The sequence below is a fragment of the Thalassospira profundimaris genome, from assembly GCF_003326755.1.
Classification (GTDB): Bacteria; Pseudomonadota; Alphaproteobacteria; order Rhodospirillales; family Thalassospiraceae; genus Thalassospira; species Thalassospira profundimaris_B.
This window is the reverse complement of sequence record NZ_JPWH01000016.1, coordinates 10,440-30,775: the sequence shown is the minus strand read 5'-3', so window position 1 is coordinate 30,775 and position 20,336 is coordinate 10,440. Positions and strand designations below refer to the sequence as shown.

At 51.3% G+C, this 20,336-nt stretch carries 5 protein-coding genes; 2 read left to right on the top strand and 3 right to left on the bottom strand.

Features of this window, described 5'->3' with window-relative positions:
• Positions 1-217 precede the first annotated feature (217 nt).
• The 3 genes from TH25_RS17160 to TH25_RS17150 form a co-directional block, all read right to left on the bottom strand.
• Positions 218-721 carry a hypothetical protein gene (locus TH25_RS17160; RefSeq protein ID WP_114089536.1) on the bottom strand — a complete coding sequence of 168 codons (504 nt, stop codon included), beginning with the start codon at positions 719-721 and terminating at the stop codon, positions 218-220.
• Positions 721-1,596 (bottom strand): ParA family protein, encoded by an 876-nt coding sequence (locus TH25_RS17155; RefSeq protein WP_114089535.1) that lies wholly within the window; start codon positions 1,594-1,596, stop codon positions 721-723. The genes TH25_RS17160 and TH25_RS17155 overlap by 1 nt, the downstream gene beginning before the upstream one ends.
• A 1,114-nt stretch (positions 1,597-2,710) precedes the next feature.
• The gene (locus tag TH25_RS17150) at positions 2,711-3,925 is read right to left on the bottom strand and encodes a winged helix-turn-helix domain-containing protein (RefSeq protein ID WP_181847676.1); all 1,215 of its coding nucleotides are present in this window, start codon (positions 3,923-3,925) and stop codon (positions 2,711-2,713) included.
• Positions 3,926-4,804: 879 nt separating this feature from the next.
• Here TH25_RS17150 and TH25_RS17145 point away from each other — a divergent pair.
• Both TH25_RS17145 and TH25_RS17140 read left to right on the top strand, forming a co-directional pair.
• Complete coding sequence (locus tag TH25_RS17145) at positions 4,805-6,352, top strand: ShlB/FhaC/HecB family hemolysin secretion/activation protein (RefSeq protein WP_181847674.1); 1,548 nt, start codon at positions 4,805-4,807, stop codon at positions 6,350-6,352.
• Positions 6,353-6,367: 15 nt separating this feature from the next.
• Positions 6,368-20,302, top strand: coding sequence for a filamentous hemagglutinin N-terminal domain-containing protein (locus tag TH25_RS17140; protein WP_147253037.1), 13,935 nt, complete (start codon positions 6,368-6,370; stop codon positions 20,300-20,302).
• Positions 20,303-20,336 lie beyond the last annotated feature (34 nt).

Sequence of the window (20,336 nt, the reverse complement as noted above, 5' to 3'; positions counted from 1 at the left end):
GCCCCACCCTGCCCGGGTTTTGATGAAATACCAGGCATTCAGTTTTGCGCTTTGGCTGTTTTGCCCGGTCATCATGGCATTACCGTTTTGTGCCGCCAGTGGAAATTGTCGCTAAATGGAGGGGAAAAGCACAGGCATAAAAACGGCGGTATTTCCAGGGAAATCCGCCGTTTGTGCCCATCGGGCATGTTCATTTTGTCCGCAAAGTTACGAACTGTTAATCTTCGTCCATAACTTTGCGTTGCAATTCGATTCGGTCATCAAAGTTGCTGTCGAGTTCGCGACAAAAGCGGATCAATGCCTCGCGCATGAAATCGGCCCGGGTATATTCTTCACCCTCGGGCAACGGATCATTTTTTTGCAAATGGGCTTTGCGTTTGCGCACAAGCATGCGGATCACATGATCTACGGCCTCGTCGACCTTGGTTTCGATGCGCAACTGGCCAATATATTCCTTGCCGGAATGCACGCTCCCGTCTGATTGCGGCGATGTGGTCGGCTCTTCGCGTGGTGCCGAAACCCGTGGCTGCGGCGATGTAGGCACGGGGTCGGGCCGTTTTGCTTCCGGTTCCGGCTCGGGCATCTGTTCTGAAAGGTCGCTGGCGATATCCGCATCCGTATCATCAGGATTCCAGATTTCCGCAAGATCCTGCGGACTTGGCGGGACTTTTTTAACTCTTTCGCGGCGGGCCAGACGGGCAAAATTGGGTTTTGTCGCCATTACGCTTCCTCCTTGCTCAGTCGGGTCACAAGCTCGAGCAGAAAACTGTACATTTCATCGGCTGCGGTGCCGCGCTGATAGCGGGTAATCGGCATGCCGACCGTTTGCGATTCCTGAAATGCCACGCGTTTGCCAAGGCGCGTTTCAAAAATTCGGTCGCGAATGCTGTAGTAAAATTCGTCGGGCTCCGCCCCCTCCCCGCGCATCAGTTCGACATAGTCTTTCTTGATTTTCGAGCTGTTATCGACGTCATTTAGAATGACGCCAAGCAGGTTAAGACCCGGATTATATTTTCGTTTGAAACGGGTGATGGTTTTGACCACATTTTTGATGGCATCTGACGAATATTCATCGGCATTTGCGGGCGACAACACGTAATCGGCGGCCATCGCGGCGGCGGTAACATGATTGCCCGGGGTGGGCGGGCAATCAATGATCATGACGTCAAACTCGGTCTGTCGCGCCAGATATTCGTCAAGTTCGAGCAACAGGTCATGCTGAATGCCCATCAGGGCGACCAGGTTGGTATTGCCGGTATTAAGGGCAAGGTTTCCACTAATTTCCAATGGTTTAACACGTTCATTGGCATTGGAAAAAATGCTCATGGAATTGGCGCGATCAATTTCGACATCGTCAAAAACGCGGTCATGCTGCAATTCGCCATAGCGAAGGGTCGTTTTGGTCAGGTTGCCCTGGGGGTCAAGGTCCACGGCAAGGACTTTCAGTCCGGCCTCGGCAAGGTGAACACATACCTGAAATGTCAGTGTGGTTTTGCCAACGCCGCCCTTTTCATTCAGCGTCGCAATAACCATTGGGCCTTTGGCCTTTACTTTTTCAATCAGGTCTGAGGGCAAATCATAATTATAGCGTGCCATGTCGGTTCCTTGACCCTTGATGATATGTGTGGTGTCCCGATCGCAATACGGTTTTCGGATATCGAGACCGGGTTTTCCGGGGATCGATATGCGAAAACCGATGGTCGATAATCGGATTCCGGTTCTTAATGTATCGATATTCGATGTTCGGGGCGCGGCTTTTCGATAATCGTTTAGCGGTTATCGTTTCGTCCTTTTCCGGTAATCGAATGCCGGTGTGCGGTTATTGATTTGTCGATAATTCCTTTCTCGTAATCCGATTATACGGTTCTCCATTATCGGTTTTCCGATAAACGCATCTTGAATAATCGATATCTGATCATCGATTTTCCGTAGAGCGATCGTCGGAATCCGGTTAATGCAAACACGTAAACCGATAGAGCGATACCCGAAACGGGATTCTCGGATATCCGTTGATCGAAGATTGTTTCTCGGAAATGCAAAAACTGATTCTTCGGTCATCGTTCCCCGATTCATCGATATTCGTAACACGAATAATCGTGAAACGCAAAACCGAAATGCGATTTTCACTTAACCGATCTACGAAACTCGATACGCGATTAATCGATAGTCGTTACATGATTAACCGATACACGGCTGCACGTTAAACGACAAGTCGTGTATCGAATAATCGAAAATTCATTATCGTCTATACGTTCCACGTTTAATCAATTTCCGTAAAACGATTATCCAATTAACGTCTATCGTATAAACGATAGTTGTTTATTGATTATACGATATTCGATAATCGATACACGATTAAACGATACGCGTGTTCCGTTCATCGAGTATCGCTTGACCGATGACCGATGACCGATGACCGATGACCGATAATCGTTTTTGTATTCATATCATCTTGAAAATAAAATGTTTTTGGTGAGGAGTTTGAGGGGTGTAGGCTACTATCAACAGGAAAAACGGGGAAACCTGTCTTGAAGGTTTCGCCTGTCAGTGAGCTTTTCAGTCTGTCCAGAACGCATTTAACGAAGGAGATTAGCAGTCAATGCCGGAAATGAAAATCGTTGATTAAGACTCTGTTCATCTTTTTCGGCTGTTCACGTCCGATAGAACGAAGGGGGTCCTGGCGCGAAATGTGTGGAGGCGGGCAGGGCTGTTACATATGTAATAGAAAATCAAGAAAGTAATGGCCGCCGACTTTGCCTTTGGGGCCGCGCGAGATGAGACCTGATTCGAGCAGTCGTTTCAATTGGTAATGCGCAGCCTGTGGTGTTAAATTGCATAATTCTACAATATCGGCCGCGCAAATGGTGCCGTGTTGAAAAAGGTGGCTGGTGATTTTTGCCAGGCTCAAACCGCGTCCGTCCGCCGAGAGTTTTTCCGCCTTGCGCCACTGTTGGCGAACCTGTTTTTCGGTTTGGTCAAGCCGTTCTATTCCGTCCAATATTACAGCGAGCGTATGGGGACGTGCATTTTCGGCAGGCGCATTGTGCGCGAAAAGGGGGCGCAATTTTACCAGAGAGTTGGTGACGGGTGTCCCGCACATCAACGGTAGCAGAATGCCATCGCAAAAATGCGCGACAAGATAGGGAATCAACAGGCGGCATGTCCGGTTCCAATAGATGGCTTGCGGATTATCCGTTTCCAGTTCCATCTCTGGCGACATATCATGATCGTGTGCGAGGGCGTCATAGTGCTGTTCAAGCTCATAAAGCCATTTTAAGGCCATATATAAAGTGTCGGCCACGGCCATAATACCGTTTCCCGGATTATGGTCATTCATTTGATCGCAAAAACGAGCAATCAAAACCGTGTCGAGCGGGCAGGGGATTTGCCTGTCGCTGATGATTTTATGCCAATCGAGCCGATCCGGCGACGAAAGCCAGTTCCGTGACCGCAAGCTTGCACGCGTGGCAATGGTCCGGACCAGTTCTGACGTCACTTTTCCCTGTGCAGGTGCCGCCGGTTTGCGACAGGTCGCAAAAACATCCATTGCACCGATCAGGTTTTCGTAATGCGACGATGAATCCCCTTCATATGCCATGAATTGCAAAAGGCGGCGGGGCGTTGCGCCGCGACCCTCTGCCGTCACGACGTCGCATGCTTCCAGTAGGGAAGCCGCAAAGCGACAGTTTTCAAGCATTCCGGTGTGATTCAGACGTTCGGCCAATCGCCCCAGTTTTCGTTCTGCTCGTAAGGCAACACCGATATAGGATGCAGGATCGGTTGTTGTGACACTGTTTGCAGGCGGCGGAGCCGAGGTCGCGATTTCTTTATAAATCTCCTGCGTTTCACTGGAAATCTTTTCCCGGTCTTTCGCCAGTTCCTGGCGTAGCCTAGCCAGATTGTCCTGAAATGAACCCTGATCCATAAGTTGTCTCATTCGACATAATATAACTCAATATCAATACATTATATCATACATATCAAAATATAGATCACCTTATTTTGATGTTGTCATGACGATTATGGAAGGCAGGATTTTGATCAGCAATTGAGCTGGATTTTGCTGGATGCAAGCAGGTGCCGTTGCCGGACTTTTTCTTCGCTGGAGTGCGATAACAGCAAGGTGGGTGGCTGCTGTCAGGTGCCATTTTGCTCTTACAGATGTTAATTTTTCCTATCTGCAACGATGTTCAGCATGGTTTGGTATTCCCTGTCGTTAAATAGTGCCCTGTCACGCCGCCCGGAAAGTGAACAATCTTAGATTGCTGGCGGTAAGAGAGTACCGGCTTCGGGTGTTGGTTTATCGGTTACGCAGGTACTAGGATGGCATAGACGTCCGGCAATCACTCGGGGTAGGGGGACCAATGGTTATATTACCAGGGCGCGAAAAATATTTTCCCAATAAAATCTTGATGTGTGTCGGTTGCGGACAAATATCGTACCGTTGAACCCAAAAATTTAATTGCATCGCGATTATTGTAACGCCTATAATGACACATTATCTATATTAACGTATTAGATTGGTAGGCGTGTGTGCGTTAAAACTGAGCGTTAGGGTAGCGCAGTTTATGCGTTTTTTTGGGGTTTTTGAAGGCTGCAAATGCGGCTTTCCACTTTAGGCGGCTGATTCTTGGGGGAATCTTTGAGCAAAAATATGGATTTGATGCGCCCTTGCCTGGCAGCAACGGTGCTTTGTGCGTCTCTGATATTTGGAGAGCCCTCTCAAGGCTGGGCGCAAACGGTTCCTTCCAAGTTGCCATCGGGTGCGGAAGCCGGTCGGGATCTGTCGCAACCGGATTTGGCAATGCCGTCAGGCAAGGCGGGCAGTATTTCGGTTCCGGGTGCTGCCGCAGTTGAAGTTCCCGCCGGTGCGGCGGAAGCAAGCTTTGTTTTGAAAACCTTTGAAGTCGAGGGGGCAACCGCCTTTTCGACAGATGAGCTGATGCCGCTTTATCGGGATATGCTGGGCAAGACCATCACGATTGCCGATGCTTTCCAGGTCGCTGCAAATATCGAACGTAAATATCGCAATGCCGGGTATGTGATTTCGCGTGTTGTGGTTCCCCCGCAGGAAGTGACGGATGGTGTTTTTAAGGTCCGTGTGATCGAGGGTTTTATTTCCGACATTGTCGTACAGGAGGATGTCGGCCCGGTCAGTGCGGCAATTAAACGGCTGTTGAACCCGCTGATTGGCAAAACGCCAATCACGGTTGAGGAAATGGAACGCCGTCTTCTTCTGGCCAATGATTTGGCCGGTATGAGCGTTCGCGCCACCCTGAAACCATCGGAAAATACGCCGGGTGGCTCCGAAATGCTGGTGGAAGCCGATCGCGATGCCATGTCTGGTACCGTGTCGATCGATAACCGGAATTCCCCCTATTCCGGTAATGCCCAGGGGCTTGGACTGGTTCAGTTTAACTCGTTTGGTTCCCATGCCGACCAGCTTGGTATTCAAACCCAGCTTTCATCACCGATCGAGCGTTCCTGGTCGATCAGTGCCAATTATCAGGGCATGTATTCGGACGATGGTCTGATGCTGGGTTTGAGCAGCAGTTATGGCCGCTCCCGCCCGGGCAGGGAGCTTGATGCCCTTGATGTCAACAGTGTTGTTATTGCCGAGCGTGCCATTGCGACCTATCCGGTGATCCGCTCCCGTCTTCAGAATCTGCGTATTTCCGGCGAATATGAATATCGCTCTATCGATACCGATGTGCTTGATAGCGCCTTTAACCGGGACAGGCTTCATATTGCGCGGGCCGGTATCAGCTATGACCTGACCGACAGTTTCCAGGGAATTACGGCTGTTCGCGCGACGATTCACCGCGGTTTGGACATTCTGAACGCAACGGAAAAAGATGATCCGCTTGCCTCGCGCTCTGATGCCAGTGGTTCCTTTACCAAGGGAACCATCGACCTGACGCGTGTTCAGCAGGTGACACAAACCGTCAGCCTGTTGGCGACCGCAACCGGGCAATATGCCGTGACCCCGTTGCTTGCCAGCGAGGAAATGGCGCTTGGCGGGGCGAATTATGGTCGCGGTTTCGATAATAACGAATTTTCCGGGGATAATGGCTGGGCGACATCGCTTGAAGTGCGCTATTCGCCCGACTTGCCCGCAGTCTTTCCCAACGGTGTTCAGTTCTACAGCTTTGTCGATACCGGGCAGGTTTGGGACATCGACGACAATGTTTCGCATGAACGGACCAGTGCTTCCTCGTTTGGCGGCGGTATCCGCGTGAACATTCTTGAAAATCTCTATGCGTCGGCTGAAGTGGCAAAAGGGTTCCGGAAACCCACGTCGGATTCATCGACAAAGCCCCAGGCCTTTTTCACCCTCTCAGCCAAATTCTAAGTGCGGGTCAAAATCATGAGCAAAAACAGCTTTACCAATCCGGCACGTCGTCCCCTGAAACTGGCTGCGACGCGTGCTGCATTGTCGCACCCGCAGACGGGCGAGGCGTTGGCCCCCGCACGCCAGCGTCAGGCCAAAGGCCTGACGCCTTTTAACCTTTTGGCCGGTGCAACCGCGCTGGGGTCATTCTTTTATGCCACGGCCCATCCGGCACAGGCCCAGTCGGCTTTGCCGCAGGGCGGCACGGTTGCTGCGGGCAATGTGACGATTGGGCAATCCGCGCCCGATACGATGAATGTCGTGCAGGGCTCGAACTCGGCCATTGTCAACTGGCAAAGTTTTAATGTCGGCAGCGGAAATACGGTTAATTTTCAGCAGCCCAGTTCTAGCAGCGTGATCCTCAACCGGGTGGTTGGCAACGACCCGTCCGCCATTTTCGGAACGATCACCGCGAACGGTACCGTCATGCTGGTCAACCCCAACGGGGTGGTATTTGGCCCGGGATCACGGGTGGATGTTGGCAGCCTTGTCGCGACAACGGCCAATATTCGGGATGCCGATTTTATGGCGGGCAATTATAATTTTGATATTGCCTCAGCCGATCCCTCAGCCTCCATCATCAATGCGGGCGACATCAGCATTCGTGATGCCGGTCTTGCCGCCCTTGTGGCGCCAAATGTCCAGAACGCCGGTGTCATCAATGCCCGCCTTGGCAAAGTCTCGCTGGGCGGGGCAAAAACTTTTGCCCTGGATTTCCACGGCGACGGTCTTCTTAGTTTTGGTGTAAGTGCCAATGTGGATTCAGCCCCGGTCGGCAAGGATGGTGTGCAGGTTGCATCGCTGGTCAGCAATAGCGGTTCGATCATTGCCGATGGCGGCGTGGTGGCGATTTCCGCCCGCGCTGTGAAGGATGTTATTGATAATGTTATCAACACCCAGGGTGTGATTCAGGCCAATAGTGTTTCCACATCCAACGGTCGTATTGTTCTTTCTGGGGGTGATAATGGCGCGGTTGTTGCCGGTGGCAGCATCAAGGCAACGGGCAATGATGCCGGTGAAACGGGCGGCAGCATTGTTGCAACCGGCGACAGGATTGCCGTAAGTGCCGGTGCGGAAATTGACGCATCGGGCAAAGCGGGTGGTGGCCTGGTGGCTATTGGCAGCGAAGGTGACGGCGAAAATGGCCGTGGCACGGGCGCATGGTCAAACGACGTCAGCATCGCAAAAACCGCCAGCCTGAAGGCCGATGCCATCGAGAATGGCAAGGGTGGCAATGTCACGGTTCTTTCCGAAAACCTGACCGACTTTGGCGGTAGCATTTCCGCCAAGGGTGGGGCAGAAGGCGGCAATGGCGGCTTTGCCGAAGTTTCAAGCCACAAGGGCGTTAAACTGACCGGTTCGGTTGATCTGACCGCCCTTAATGGCGATACTGGTACTTTCCTGCTGGATCCTGACAGCCTGACGATTGTTGCCGGGACAAGTGGCAGCCTTGATGGTAATGCAGGTGACGGTTCCGTTGGTGGTTCTGATGCCAATAGCGGCGCCAATACCATTTCTGCCAGTGTGCTCGAAGGTATTGCCGGGACATCAAATATTATCCTCGAAGCAACCGGGTTGATTACGGTTGACACCAGCCTTAGTCTTCAAACCGCCTCGGGCCACAGCTTTACGCTGAAATCAACCGGGTTGGGTGGCATTACCTTTACCGATGCGACCGATACCATTGCGACCAATGGCGGTGATATCGTGCTGCAGGCTACATCGCCTGGTGCAAGCATTACCAATATTGCCAATCTTTCGGCAAATGGCGGAACCGTTCTGATTCAGGCAGCACGTGATATTGAACTGGCGGGTAATATCAGTACCGGCACAGGCATCGGGGCCGTCTTCCTTAATTCTGTTGCGGGTTCGATTTATAACAAAGCCGGTTTGCAGACTGCACCCACGGTAACCACAAAAGACCTTACTGTTTCAACAGGTACAGGTAATATCGGTGCTGAGGGCAACGCAATTGTTACCAGCGTTACCGGCTTGACTATCGAAGCAGGCGGCAGCTTTGCCATCGACAACAGTGATAGTGCGCTGACGTCGCTTAATCTGTCGATGGATCACCTTCTGTCGACCAATACCCAGACTTATGCGCTGACTGCAGCCGGTCTGACATTTGAGATGACAGATACGGCTGATGCCTATGTTTTGACGTCGCTGGTGTCCACAGATACCGATGTTACCTTTGCCGGCGAAAAAAGCCTGAATATCGGCCAGATTGGTGTTGGCACCGGCGATGTAACATTGACTGTCAATAGCGGTGCCATTTATGGCGCTGCATCAACTGGTAATCATATTGTTGCAGATAACCTGACGATTTCGACCCGTGATGGTGTTACCGGCAACGATGTAAACCGGAGCCTGCGCACAGACATTACGTCCTTGAACGCCACGACCGAGAGTGGCGGTCTCTATATTAGCAATACTGACACCAACAATGGTGGACTGACGGTCTCGCGGTTTGAAGCCGCTGGTGGAAACGAGGTGACACAGCACGGTGCCCTTGGTTCTCTCCTGTATACCAGCCGCAACCTTACCGTTGGTGATGTAACTGTCGCCAGCGGTACGCTTTATGTTGAGGCAGGTCTGAACATTGCTGACGACAGTGATGATGCAACATCAATTTCCGCGCAAACGGTTGAGCTGAAGGCCGGTGCCGATATCGGTACATCGTCACGTGACTTGCAGGTTGACAGCAAAACGCTGGATGTTTCGGCCTTTCTTGACATTTATCTGGATGTCATCCCGACATCGGGCACCGTTACGCTTCAGAATCTGTCATCCACAAGCGGTAAGATTGACCTGACCACGCATACCGACACCACGATTACGTCGGCATCAACCTCTGACGGCAACAATATCGACATTGCTATGCGCTCGGACGAAACGTCCAGCAGCCCGGATCGGTTGAATATTTCCAGCCTGACTGCGGGTAGCAGCGGTGATGTAACGCTGACCCTGACGAACGGTTATGTTACTGCCAGCCAGCTTACCGCAGATGATCTGATTGTGTCGGCAACGGTTTCGCCGAATGGTTATGGCCAGACCAATTCGCTGGCCACGTCGGTCAACACGGTTGATATTAAGACCCTGGGTAAGAGCGGCAGCCTTGTTGTATCAAACAGCAAGGCTCTGCTTGTTAAAAATATCGAAGCGGATCAAACAACCAGTTCCGTGGATGTTACCGCTTCCACTGGTGATCTGACTATCGGCACCATTGATACCAGCGCGTCTGTCGATTTGGCGGCAAGCAATGGTAATATTCTGGCGCAGAATGCCAACAACAATGTGCATGGCACGTCGTTGTCGCTGATAGCTGCCAATAATATCGGCGGCTCTGGCGAAGAACTCAAAACTTATGTCACGTCGTTGACCGTTCGGAACTCGGCAGATATTTATATTCAGAATATTGATTCAACGCTGACATCTCTGTCGATTACGAACTATCACGATCAGAATCAGGTAGGTGATACCAACGTTGTCCAACTGACGTCGGATCATCTGGATTTCAACGTTACTGACAGCGGAACTGCCGTTTCTCTGAACCGGGTCATTGCCGGTAACCTGACGACCTTTAACTATGAATCCGACAGTAGCCTTGTGATTGGTCAGATCGGCACCAATCTGGCGACTGTTACGCTGAAAGCCACAGGCAGCATCAGCGACGACAATAATGCCAATACCCGTCTAATGACGAGCGGCTCGCTGACTCTTGATGCCGGTAGGGCCATTGGCACAAGTGATGACTTCCTCGAAGTATCCGCAACCACGCTGAAAATTAAGGCTGGGTCCGATGTCTTCCTTCGCGATATTGCTGATCTCGCAAGTCTTGATCTGAATATCAGCCATGCTGACAGCCAGCACCTTAATGCCTATGGCATTGAGGCAAATGGTTTTGAATTTACCCTGACCGACGACCTGACGAACGGTTATACGCTCAGTAATCTTTACGATAATTCAACACTGAACTTTACCTTTACCACCGATGCCGATTTGACTGTCGGGTCGATTGATGTGTCCGATACCGGTTCGCTGAAGTTAAATGTCGGTGGCGACCTGCTTGATGACGGCAATACCGTAACCGATTTGATTGCAAAAAGCATCTCGCTGAACGCCGATAAAGGTATTGGTAGCGCCGATGATGCCGTTTCGGTGAGGGCATCGACCCTGAGTGGTGATGCCGATGCCGGGCTTGTTAACATTATTGCAAAAGCCCCGATTGGGGATGGCAACACCAATACTCTGTTTACCGTTTCCTCACTTCAGTCAACCCAGGGAACATCGCTGACCCTAAACCAGGGCGATCTTGTTCTGACTGGTCAGATCAAAAGCGGTGGTAATGACCTTAACGTGACGGTTGATGACGGTTCCATTCTTGGTGGAAGCAGCGGCCAAATTTATGGCGGCTCTGGCAGTACTGTCAAAGTAAAGGCCAGTGGAGACATTGGCGTTAGCGGCGATGGCAACTATTATGACACCATCAGCATTTCCGGTTCCAATGTCGATATTCAGTCGACCAACGGCAATATCCTGACGTCTGGCAGTGTTTCTGACACAACGCTGACAATGCAGGCTGGCGGAAGTTCCGCAAGCTATACACTTACCAATGGCAACCTGACTGTAGGCGACGTAACAGTTTCAAGCGGTGATCGGAACTTGAAGCTGGCGGCCCAGTACGGTTCGATTATTGGGCAGGCAAACACATCTTTGCAGGCACTTGATCTCGACTTATCGGCTACGTCGGGTTCCATTAATTCGATCAACACAAACGCAACGGATATTTCGCTGGCTGCGGCTAATGCCATTGGTTTGACTTCTACGGCAACATTGACCAATTTGTCGATTGATGCCGCGTCAAATCTTTCACAGGGTGTCAGCCTTTCGGCCAACGGTCAGAGCTTTGCAATTTCCTATCTCAATTCGGCCATATCTCTTGACAGTTTGATTGGCGGATCGGGACTGGATTTCTCTCTGACGGCGGTTAACGACGTCGCGCTGGGGCAAATTTCGCTTGGCAACGTCGATGTGAAAACATCAGGGGCAATCCGCGATGACGGCGATCACGGAAATACCACTATCACGGCGACCAGCGTTAGCCTGACATCGGGTGGCAGTAACAATATTGGTTCGGCTGACAGCTCTATTGATTTGAATACCAATGATCTGACAGTAACCTCGGGCGGTGATATTTACGTTAGCAGCGCCAAAAACCTGACGCGTCTTAACTTCACCAGCACCAATTCTGCCAATAATTCTGACACTGTGTATGAGTTTGGCTCTGCCCCGGTCACCATCACTGATGGTGACACGGAATTGACTGCCGAAGTCTTGACCACAAATTACACACTCGTCGACTTTAGCCTGACCTCGGCTAAAAACATCATTGCCAAAGACATTACCGCCAGCGGAACGGTTTCTCTGGAAACCACCAGCACCGGCGTGAACAGCAATATCAGCAATTTTGATGCGAACACCGTCATTACGGCATCAAATGTTGAATTGAAAACAAATGCGTCGAATAAGACTTACGGACAGATTGGGGCAAGCGATTCCGCGCTGAAACTCGGAACTGGCAATTTGTCGATTACTTCCAAGGGAAGTTTTTACGTCGACAATACTTCGCACTCTTTGTCATCGCTAACACTTGATTTGGCTCACGTGAACGAGCAAACATCTACCACGCAAACCTATAGTTTGACGCATGATAACAATGTTGGCCTGACACTGACTGACAGTGGATCGCAGGTTGCATTGTCATTGACATCGTCGTCGGCGATCGATTTTGCATTGTCAATGGACCGTCAATTAAGTCTCGGAACAGTAGACGCGGGTACATCATCTACCGGTAGTGTTTCCCTGACAACAACTGGGCAGGCAAGCGGGACGAATGAGCATGGATCTATTGTTCGCTCATCGGGTACGATTACTGGCGGTACTGTTGTTCTGAACTCTTATGAGTCTGTTACGGCAAATACCAATACCCAAAACTTGTCTATTGATTCCAGTTTCAACGTTAATGTTTCGAACAGCACGACACTGAACAGTTTGAAGTTGGACGTCGACCGTAACAATGTGGATACTGGTTACGGTTCCTCGAACATAACCTATACTATTTCCAGTACCGGCCTCACGTTTAGTAACGTGACCAATTACGGATCAAGTAGTGAAGGTTTCAAGCTCGGTTCCATTAGCCAGTCTGGACTTGATCTGGAAATTACGGCGAACAAAACGATCACTGTTGGGAGTGTTAATGTTGGTTCGGGTAATTTGACGCTTACGTCAAGTAGATCTATTGAATCAAGAACTGGAAGCAGTGTCATCACAGCCGGTGATTTGACGCTTAATGCACAAAGCGTCGGCCGTTATTCGTCGTCAGATTACTTCTATATAGATGCAGCCCGTCTTATGGGTACTGTCCAATCATCGGCACGTATTTCGGACAATGGTGGTCTGACGGTTGCTGGTTTCAGTGCAACGGATTCTTCCGGATGGATTGAACTGCAGGTGACGCAGGGTGATCTGTCAACCGAGGCCGGTAAATCGCTCTCGGCTCATAGTATTGGGCTGGTCGTGAATGACGGAAACATCGGGGTCAATAACAACCTATTTTCAACCGATGCCAAGCTCCTGACTGTGCAGGGACGCGGCAGTATGTATCTGAAAAACACGTCCGACCTCTATGACTTCAATCTGACAGCGAACCATGTAAGCTCTTCGAATGTTTACAACATTCAGGCTGATGATCTTGCATTCACGCTGACCGACGATGGATCGTCGATGATCTTCGAGAATCTGGTGGACGATACTGGTCTTGATTTTACTTTTTCAACGGATCGAGCGATTCAGCTTGGCGTTGTGAATGTTGGCAATGCCGGCACGCTTGATATCAAAACCACGGCGACCAACGGCGATATAACTTATGACAGCCTTAACAGCCGGTCAGATATTACTGCGCGCAGCATTACCTTGCGTGCGACCGGTTCTATTGCTGATAGCTCACATCATTTGGAAACCAATGCAAAAGACCTGACGCTGCTTACTGGCGGGAACGTCTTTATTGACAACAGCCTTGACCTTGCTAGCCTTTCCATCACGTCCAGCCAGGGAACGGGTGGGACTGCGCCGTTCTATGAAATTACGGCTGCCGCGCTCACGTTTAATGTGACCGATGATGGCACCACCAACCTGACCGAGATCACCGATACGTCCGGTCTGGAATTGTCCTTTGATACGGTTCGGGGCCAGAAGGTTGGTTCGATCAACACGACTTTGACGGGCTCGGTTGACCTCGAAAGCAACAATTCCATTCTGGGGATTGACGGTAACAATCATATCACCACGGGTGAAATGATTTTCACGAACGAGAACTCGGGTAATCTGGGTGAAAGCGGCACCTACATCAATTTGTCGGCTGCGACGCTTACGACCAGCACGATTGGTGATGTTTACATCAACAATGATCGGTTGATGAGCAAGCTTTCACTGTCCACCGAGAACAATGCAACAGGGACTTACAGCATCATTGATTCTGCCAATAATCCTGATGGCGGACATGCGGTTGTTTCAGGCAGTGCAACAGCACAGAATGGTGTTACTTACGATAGTATCGCAGATAATACCGGCCTTTCCGTGCAACTGAATACGGATGACGATCTGACCATTAAAGATGTCGATCTGAATGGCGTTGGTATTTTTGATGCTGATAATTCGAGCGGAAATATCAATGGTGATAGCGACAGTAACACCGCGATCAATGCCGCAACCGTTGATATTTATTCCAGTTCGGGGACGGTTGGTACGGCGGCAAAGACCCTTCAGATTAAGGGTGGTGAACTTACCGTACGTTCAAGTGGCGATATTGACCTGACACTCAGCGGGCGCACCGATGTTAAATCGCTCACGATTTATAACGGTACTGCCAAAATCCACAATGAAACCGGGGATATTGTCCTGGGTAATATCAATTTGTACGGTCATGAATTTTATCTTGATAACCAGGGTGGATCGATCCTGAGCGGCACGCTCAACGATGCCGGTACAGTCTCGCTGATTGCAAATGGCTCGATTGGTAATGTCAGTGCTATTTCAATTAACGCAAATGGTAATGGCACGACGACGCTGGCCGAAATCACGGCGACAACCAATAGTCGCGGTGCGACCGGGACGGTCAATATTTCGGAATCCTACGGTCTGGATATTACGCAGGTTACGGCCACGTCTGATGTAACCATCACTGCAGGGTCCAGCCAGTATAACACCAACGATATAACCGTTCATTCAATCTCTGCTGGTACAGGTACTGTCACCATTTCCTCTGCATATGGCGATGTTTTCGGCGCAGGGTCGAACATGGTTACTGCTGGGACGCTGGCGATTTCGGCAACGCGCGGCAATATCGGTGCGTCTGGTGCAGCCATCAATACAAGTGCGACAGCACTGGATCTAAGCTCTCCACGTAATATCTATGTCAGTTCGACCAGTGATTTGTCATCGCTGTCTATTGACCGTCGCAACGATATTACAAACAGCTATGACAGCAGCGGGACTGTTTCAATTTCTGCAGCAGGTCTGACCTGGACGGTTACGGACGCCAACAAACTTACCACATTGACCAATATCACAGACCTTACCGGTCTGGATCTGACCTATAAATCGCTCGAAACAATCAGCATTGGAACGATTAATGTCGGATCTGGGTCGGTAGACCTCTCGGCACACTACTCGACTAATGATTTCGAGGACAAAACAGCTGCAAATATCATATCAACCAACAACAATTCGACACTCAAGGCTGGTTCTCTCACGCTGACGGCATCGAATTCGAATTCCTCTATTGGTACGTCTAGCCAGGCACTTAAGACGGATGTTGATTCCCTCGTGGCAAATTCCGGCACCGGCGGGATTAATGTCAACAATGCCAAATCAATGGAATTGGATGGTATTTCGACGACGGGTGACCTCGCCATTACCATCGCTTCTGGTGATCTGGTCATTGATACGCTGTCATATGGATCGGACAAGAATCTCAGCCTCACGGCAAGCAGCGGTTCGATCTTTACGGCTGTTGGGAAAACCCTGTCACTGGCAAGCGGCGACATTTCGCTTTCCGCATCGAATGGTATTGGTTCTGCGACGTCGCGTTTGCAGCTTTCGGGCAGCGGGGCGGGGGCCTTCAGTGCAAATGTTACCGGAAATGGAGACATTTACCTGAACGCCCTAAACGGCATGACCAACCAGCTTTCGGCCCACACCACCAATGGTGCGGTTGATATTGTCTCCAATGGCAACATTCGCCTGACGGACATTGGTGTTGGTCAGGATGCCGTTGGTAACAACATTATTGTCACCGCCAAGTCGGGCAATATTACAATTGGTGGTGAAACAGGGTCGACCGGCGTTGTTGCCGGTGCCAATTATGGCAAAGTCAATCTGACGGCACAAAATGGCGCAATCTATGCCGGTAACGCCGACAGTGCACTGGGCGCTTTCGAGGTACGTTTGACCGGCGCGAACGGTGTTGGCACTCAGAACAATGCGATTGCCGCTAGTGGCCAGCGTGTTCTGGTTTCGGCAACCAACCAGAATGCAGGTGTTTACCTGCGCTCCAGTGTTGATAGTACTTTCTCGTCCGTTTCGACCAATGGTGGCGTAATCTCGATTGCCGGTTCAAATGGTGCCAGCATTCTGGTGGCCAATGCGATTTCCGCTGCGGGTACGTATAACCATGCCGGTGACATCATTATTTCGACGACCGGCGAGGATGGTAACGTTATCGTCGGTAATCTCAACGCCAAGGGCAGTGCCGCTGATGGCAAAATCACCCTGACGTCGAATGATGGCAGTGTTCTTGATGACAATATTACTGAAACCCGCATCACCGGCTCGCAGCTGGAAGTAAATTCCGCAACCGGTGTTGGTTCCAGTCAGAATTACCTGCAAACCATCGTTACCGAAATTACCGGCACCATCACCTCTGACGACGTCTTTATTGACGACAACAATGCCAATGGTATCAGTCTGGGTAAATCTGGCACGGCGCTGCGTCTGGCAAATGGTTCGCTGACGGTGACGACCAGCAACAAAGTTACCCTTCAGAACATCAAGGCTGAAACCGATGGCAATAATGTCAAGGTTACCGCTGCCGACGGCGATGTATCACTTGTTTCGGTTATCGCTGGTGCAACCTCCTTCACCCCGCAAACCCAGCCTGTATCTTCGGCCGTAACGCTGAAAGCGACCAACGGTTCAATTGTCAATGGCGGTTCTGAATCCAACCCGACCCTGATCGCCGGTCAGCTTTCGCTAGAAGCCAAAAATAATATCGGTGCTTTTAGCTGGGTTCCGGGGCAGTCTGCCAATATTGATGCTCTTCAGGTTATCGTTGGCGGTCTTGATGCGACCACCCATACCGATGGTTCGGTGATTTCGGTCTTTAACCAGGGCACGGGTGCCATTACGCTGGGTGATAATATCCATGCTGACGGCAGCGTTTCAGTTGCTATTGGCTCGAAGGGCAATGTGACCTGGGGCAGCTTTAACAGCAACGCCATCGACAAGCTGTATCTGACGTCCGAAGACACCCTGACGCTTGGCGAAAATGTTCAGGCTGGTTCGATCTATCTATCTGGCAAGAATGACATTGTCAGTGCATCGAGCGAAACGCCACGTACGCTGAAAATCGAAGCAACCACCAGCAACGGTATTGAACTGCATAGTGGTTCGGCCGGTGGCACCACAACGATTGACAGCACGACATCGGCGATCCGTGCGGAAATTACTGAAAATGGCGGCGCACTGGTTGTTAACAACACGGGTGCTCTCAGCTCGATCAACCTTTCTGCCTATAATGATGTAACGCTTAACAGCAATGTTGCCGTAAGCGGTGGCACCATTACCACGAACGGTATTGGCCACACTGCAAGTGTTACCGCTGAAACTGGTGATATTACAGTTGGTACGATCAATACGGGTTCTGAGGGCACGATTGAACTGACCTCAAATGCAGGCAGTATTGCCATCGTTGAGAACCAGTCGTCGATGACGGCAAAGACCCTGTCACTGACCAGCGCGACTGGTATTGGCTCTGCGGATCAAAACTTCCACGCCAGCATTGAAACGCTGAATGCGACTGTTACCGGTACGGGTGCCATTTACGTTGCTTACGATGCGGACCGTTCTACGGGTATTCTTAATGCACATGATGGGGATATCTTTGTCACCGGTCTGGGCAATCTGGATGTTCTGTTGAACAAAATTGCACTGACAGATGGGCATGAAATCACCGTTAACGCGGGGCAGTCCGATGTGACCCTGACGGGGACTTACGATGGTGCTGACCAGGTCACCAGCTTTGATGTAACCGGCGGGAAAATCACAACGGGTGCCCTGACGACCGGTGGCAGCCAGACCTATAAAGGCACGACCATCCTCAATGGTGATTTGCAGGCCTCGGCCATTTCGATCACGGGTGACGTGCAGGCCAGTGGCACCGCGTTGAGCCTTACCTCGTCGAACAACGGCAATATCACCGTTACCGGCAGTATTGAGGGGACCAATGCAAATGAGGATACATCGCTTACGGTCAATGCCGGTACGGGCGATGTTACCATCGGCTCGGCAACGGTTAAAATTGCCAATGTAGCGCTGACCGGTGCGAATATCGCGGCTGGCAATGTTACCTCGTCTGGCAGCCAGACCTATAATGGTGCGGTCAATCTTAACGGTGCATATGTTGCCGGCGGTGAGTTCAAGGTAACGGGGGCAGCCCTGTTAACCGGTAACACCAACACAACAATCAATACCACGTCGAACAACAGCAATGTGACCTTCGGTGGTACGATTGACAGTACTAATAATCGCGGTCTGGAAATTACTTCCGGTTCGGGTTCGATCAATTTCAGCGGCGCGATTGGCGGAACCAATATTCTGCAATATCTCACGCTGACGACGTCGGCCAGCCAGGCCGATCAGTTGACAGACGGACAGATCGTGTTTGGCAGCAATGCCAATGTCAAAGTCGTTGACGATTTCAAACAGGTTGGTGGTCGTCAAATTTTCCTGCCGGTGTCGATTGAAAGCGAACTTGGCAATGTCGAGATCAGCGGTGCTGCCACCCTGAAGGCTGGTGCGACCAGCATTAAGGCCGTGAATGAAAATGAAGGCGGTCGTGTCCAGTTCTTGAGCACGATTAACGGCAATAATACCCAGTTGAAAGTCGAAGCCGCTGACAGGATCGAGTTTGTCGGGGATTACACGGACATTGGTGCCGGTTCGAGTGTTGAACTGATTGCCCCGCAAATGACGGTAAGTGCCGTAAGTACCAAAGGTGCGCAAAGCTATACCGGTCAGACCACCCGCATCACGGGCGATCTGACGGCAGGGTCAATCCTGGTGGATGGCAATGCGACTTTGGCCGCACAAACCCAGGTGTTTAGCCTGCCGCAGGTCGAAACCACCACGTTTGATACCAGTGCGGCAAATGGTGCCATCACCATTAAAGGTACGCTTGATGGCGGTACTGACAATGTGGTCATGAAGGCTGGCAGCGGTGCGGTTGCCATTGATGATGCGGTAAGCAACAGCACCAGCCTGACGATCACCGGTGGCACGATTGCCCTGCATGACGTAACCACAACGGCGGATCAATCCTATACCGGGACCACGACCCTGGATGGTACGTATCAGGCTGGTCATGATTTCACCATTGATGGCCTGACCCGCATTGCCGATGACACCGAAATCAATACTGAAAGCGGCACGCTACTGCTGAAGGGAACGGTTAACAGTGTCACCCATGCGGACCTGACCCTGAATAGCGGCAACACCAAAACGGTCTTTGACTTTGCCCTGGGCAATACCAGTGCCCTTGGCAAGCTGACGATCAATTCCGGTGAAAATGGTGTGACCGAGTTTGCCCGCACGGCCAGCATTTCGGTTCTGGACGGGCTGGTTTACACGGGCGGTATCAAATTGTTGTTGCCGGCCAATGTCACCGCAGCCAACGGGCCGATTACCCTTGGCAGCTTGAAATTGGAGGAAGGTAGCGATCCGCTTGATGAAATTGCGGTCAAACCGCAATCAATTGACGGGGCTATTGCAACCCTGCCGTCGGGCAAGGTCACAATCCGCAGCGGTGATGACATCACGATTGCCGGTTTGATCGGCACTTCGACCGATCTGGTCATGACGTCGGGAACGGGTGATATTCGGATCGGTTCCAAAGAGGGCACCAGCGATCAGAAGATCAATGTCAAATCTCTGAATGTGGCGGTGGCCGGAACGGCCAATCTTTACGGGACAATTGGCGGCATTTCCGGCTTTGACGCCTCCTATGAAATCGGTCCGCTTAAATTTGCGCCTTATTTCATCAATGATGCTTTCTGGCGGAACCGTGACCTTCCGCCGGCAGCAACTAAAACAACTCCGCTGCCCAAGCCGCCCAGCACCCCGCAGGTTGATGCCCTGTTTAACCTGACCACGACGACGACGGGCGTCACGCCAAACGTCATCGCGGCCTTCGCTGCGCCAACAGTTCTGAATGTCGGAACGGCCCCGGTCGCTATTTCGGCAACCACTGGCCCGTCGGTGATCAACACGACAGGCACCGTACCAGGTAGTGGCCGCGTAACGGTTAATCCGGGCCCGGGGGCAACATCGCCCGTGACGTTCGATAATCGTACTGGCACCACTACCATCATTGGTGGTTCCAGCGGAGGTCCGATTAGCGGCGGTGCGGCTGCCGCAGGCTTTGGTTCGACAGGCAATACAGGTGGTACGGGTGGCGCTGCACCGGCAACGGGTGGTTCGCCTGATGGTGGGACCAGCGCTACCGGCGGCAACCAGCCCGGCGTTGTTGACGGACAGTCAAGTGATAGCGGTTTGATCCAGTCGAATGACCAATAATTCGATGGCGAAAACCCTGGATAAACGAAAGATG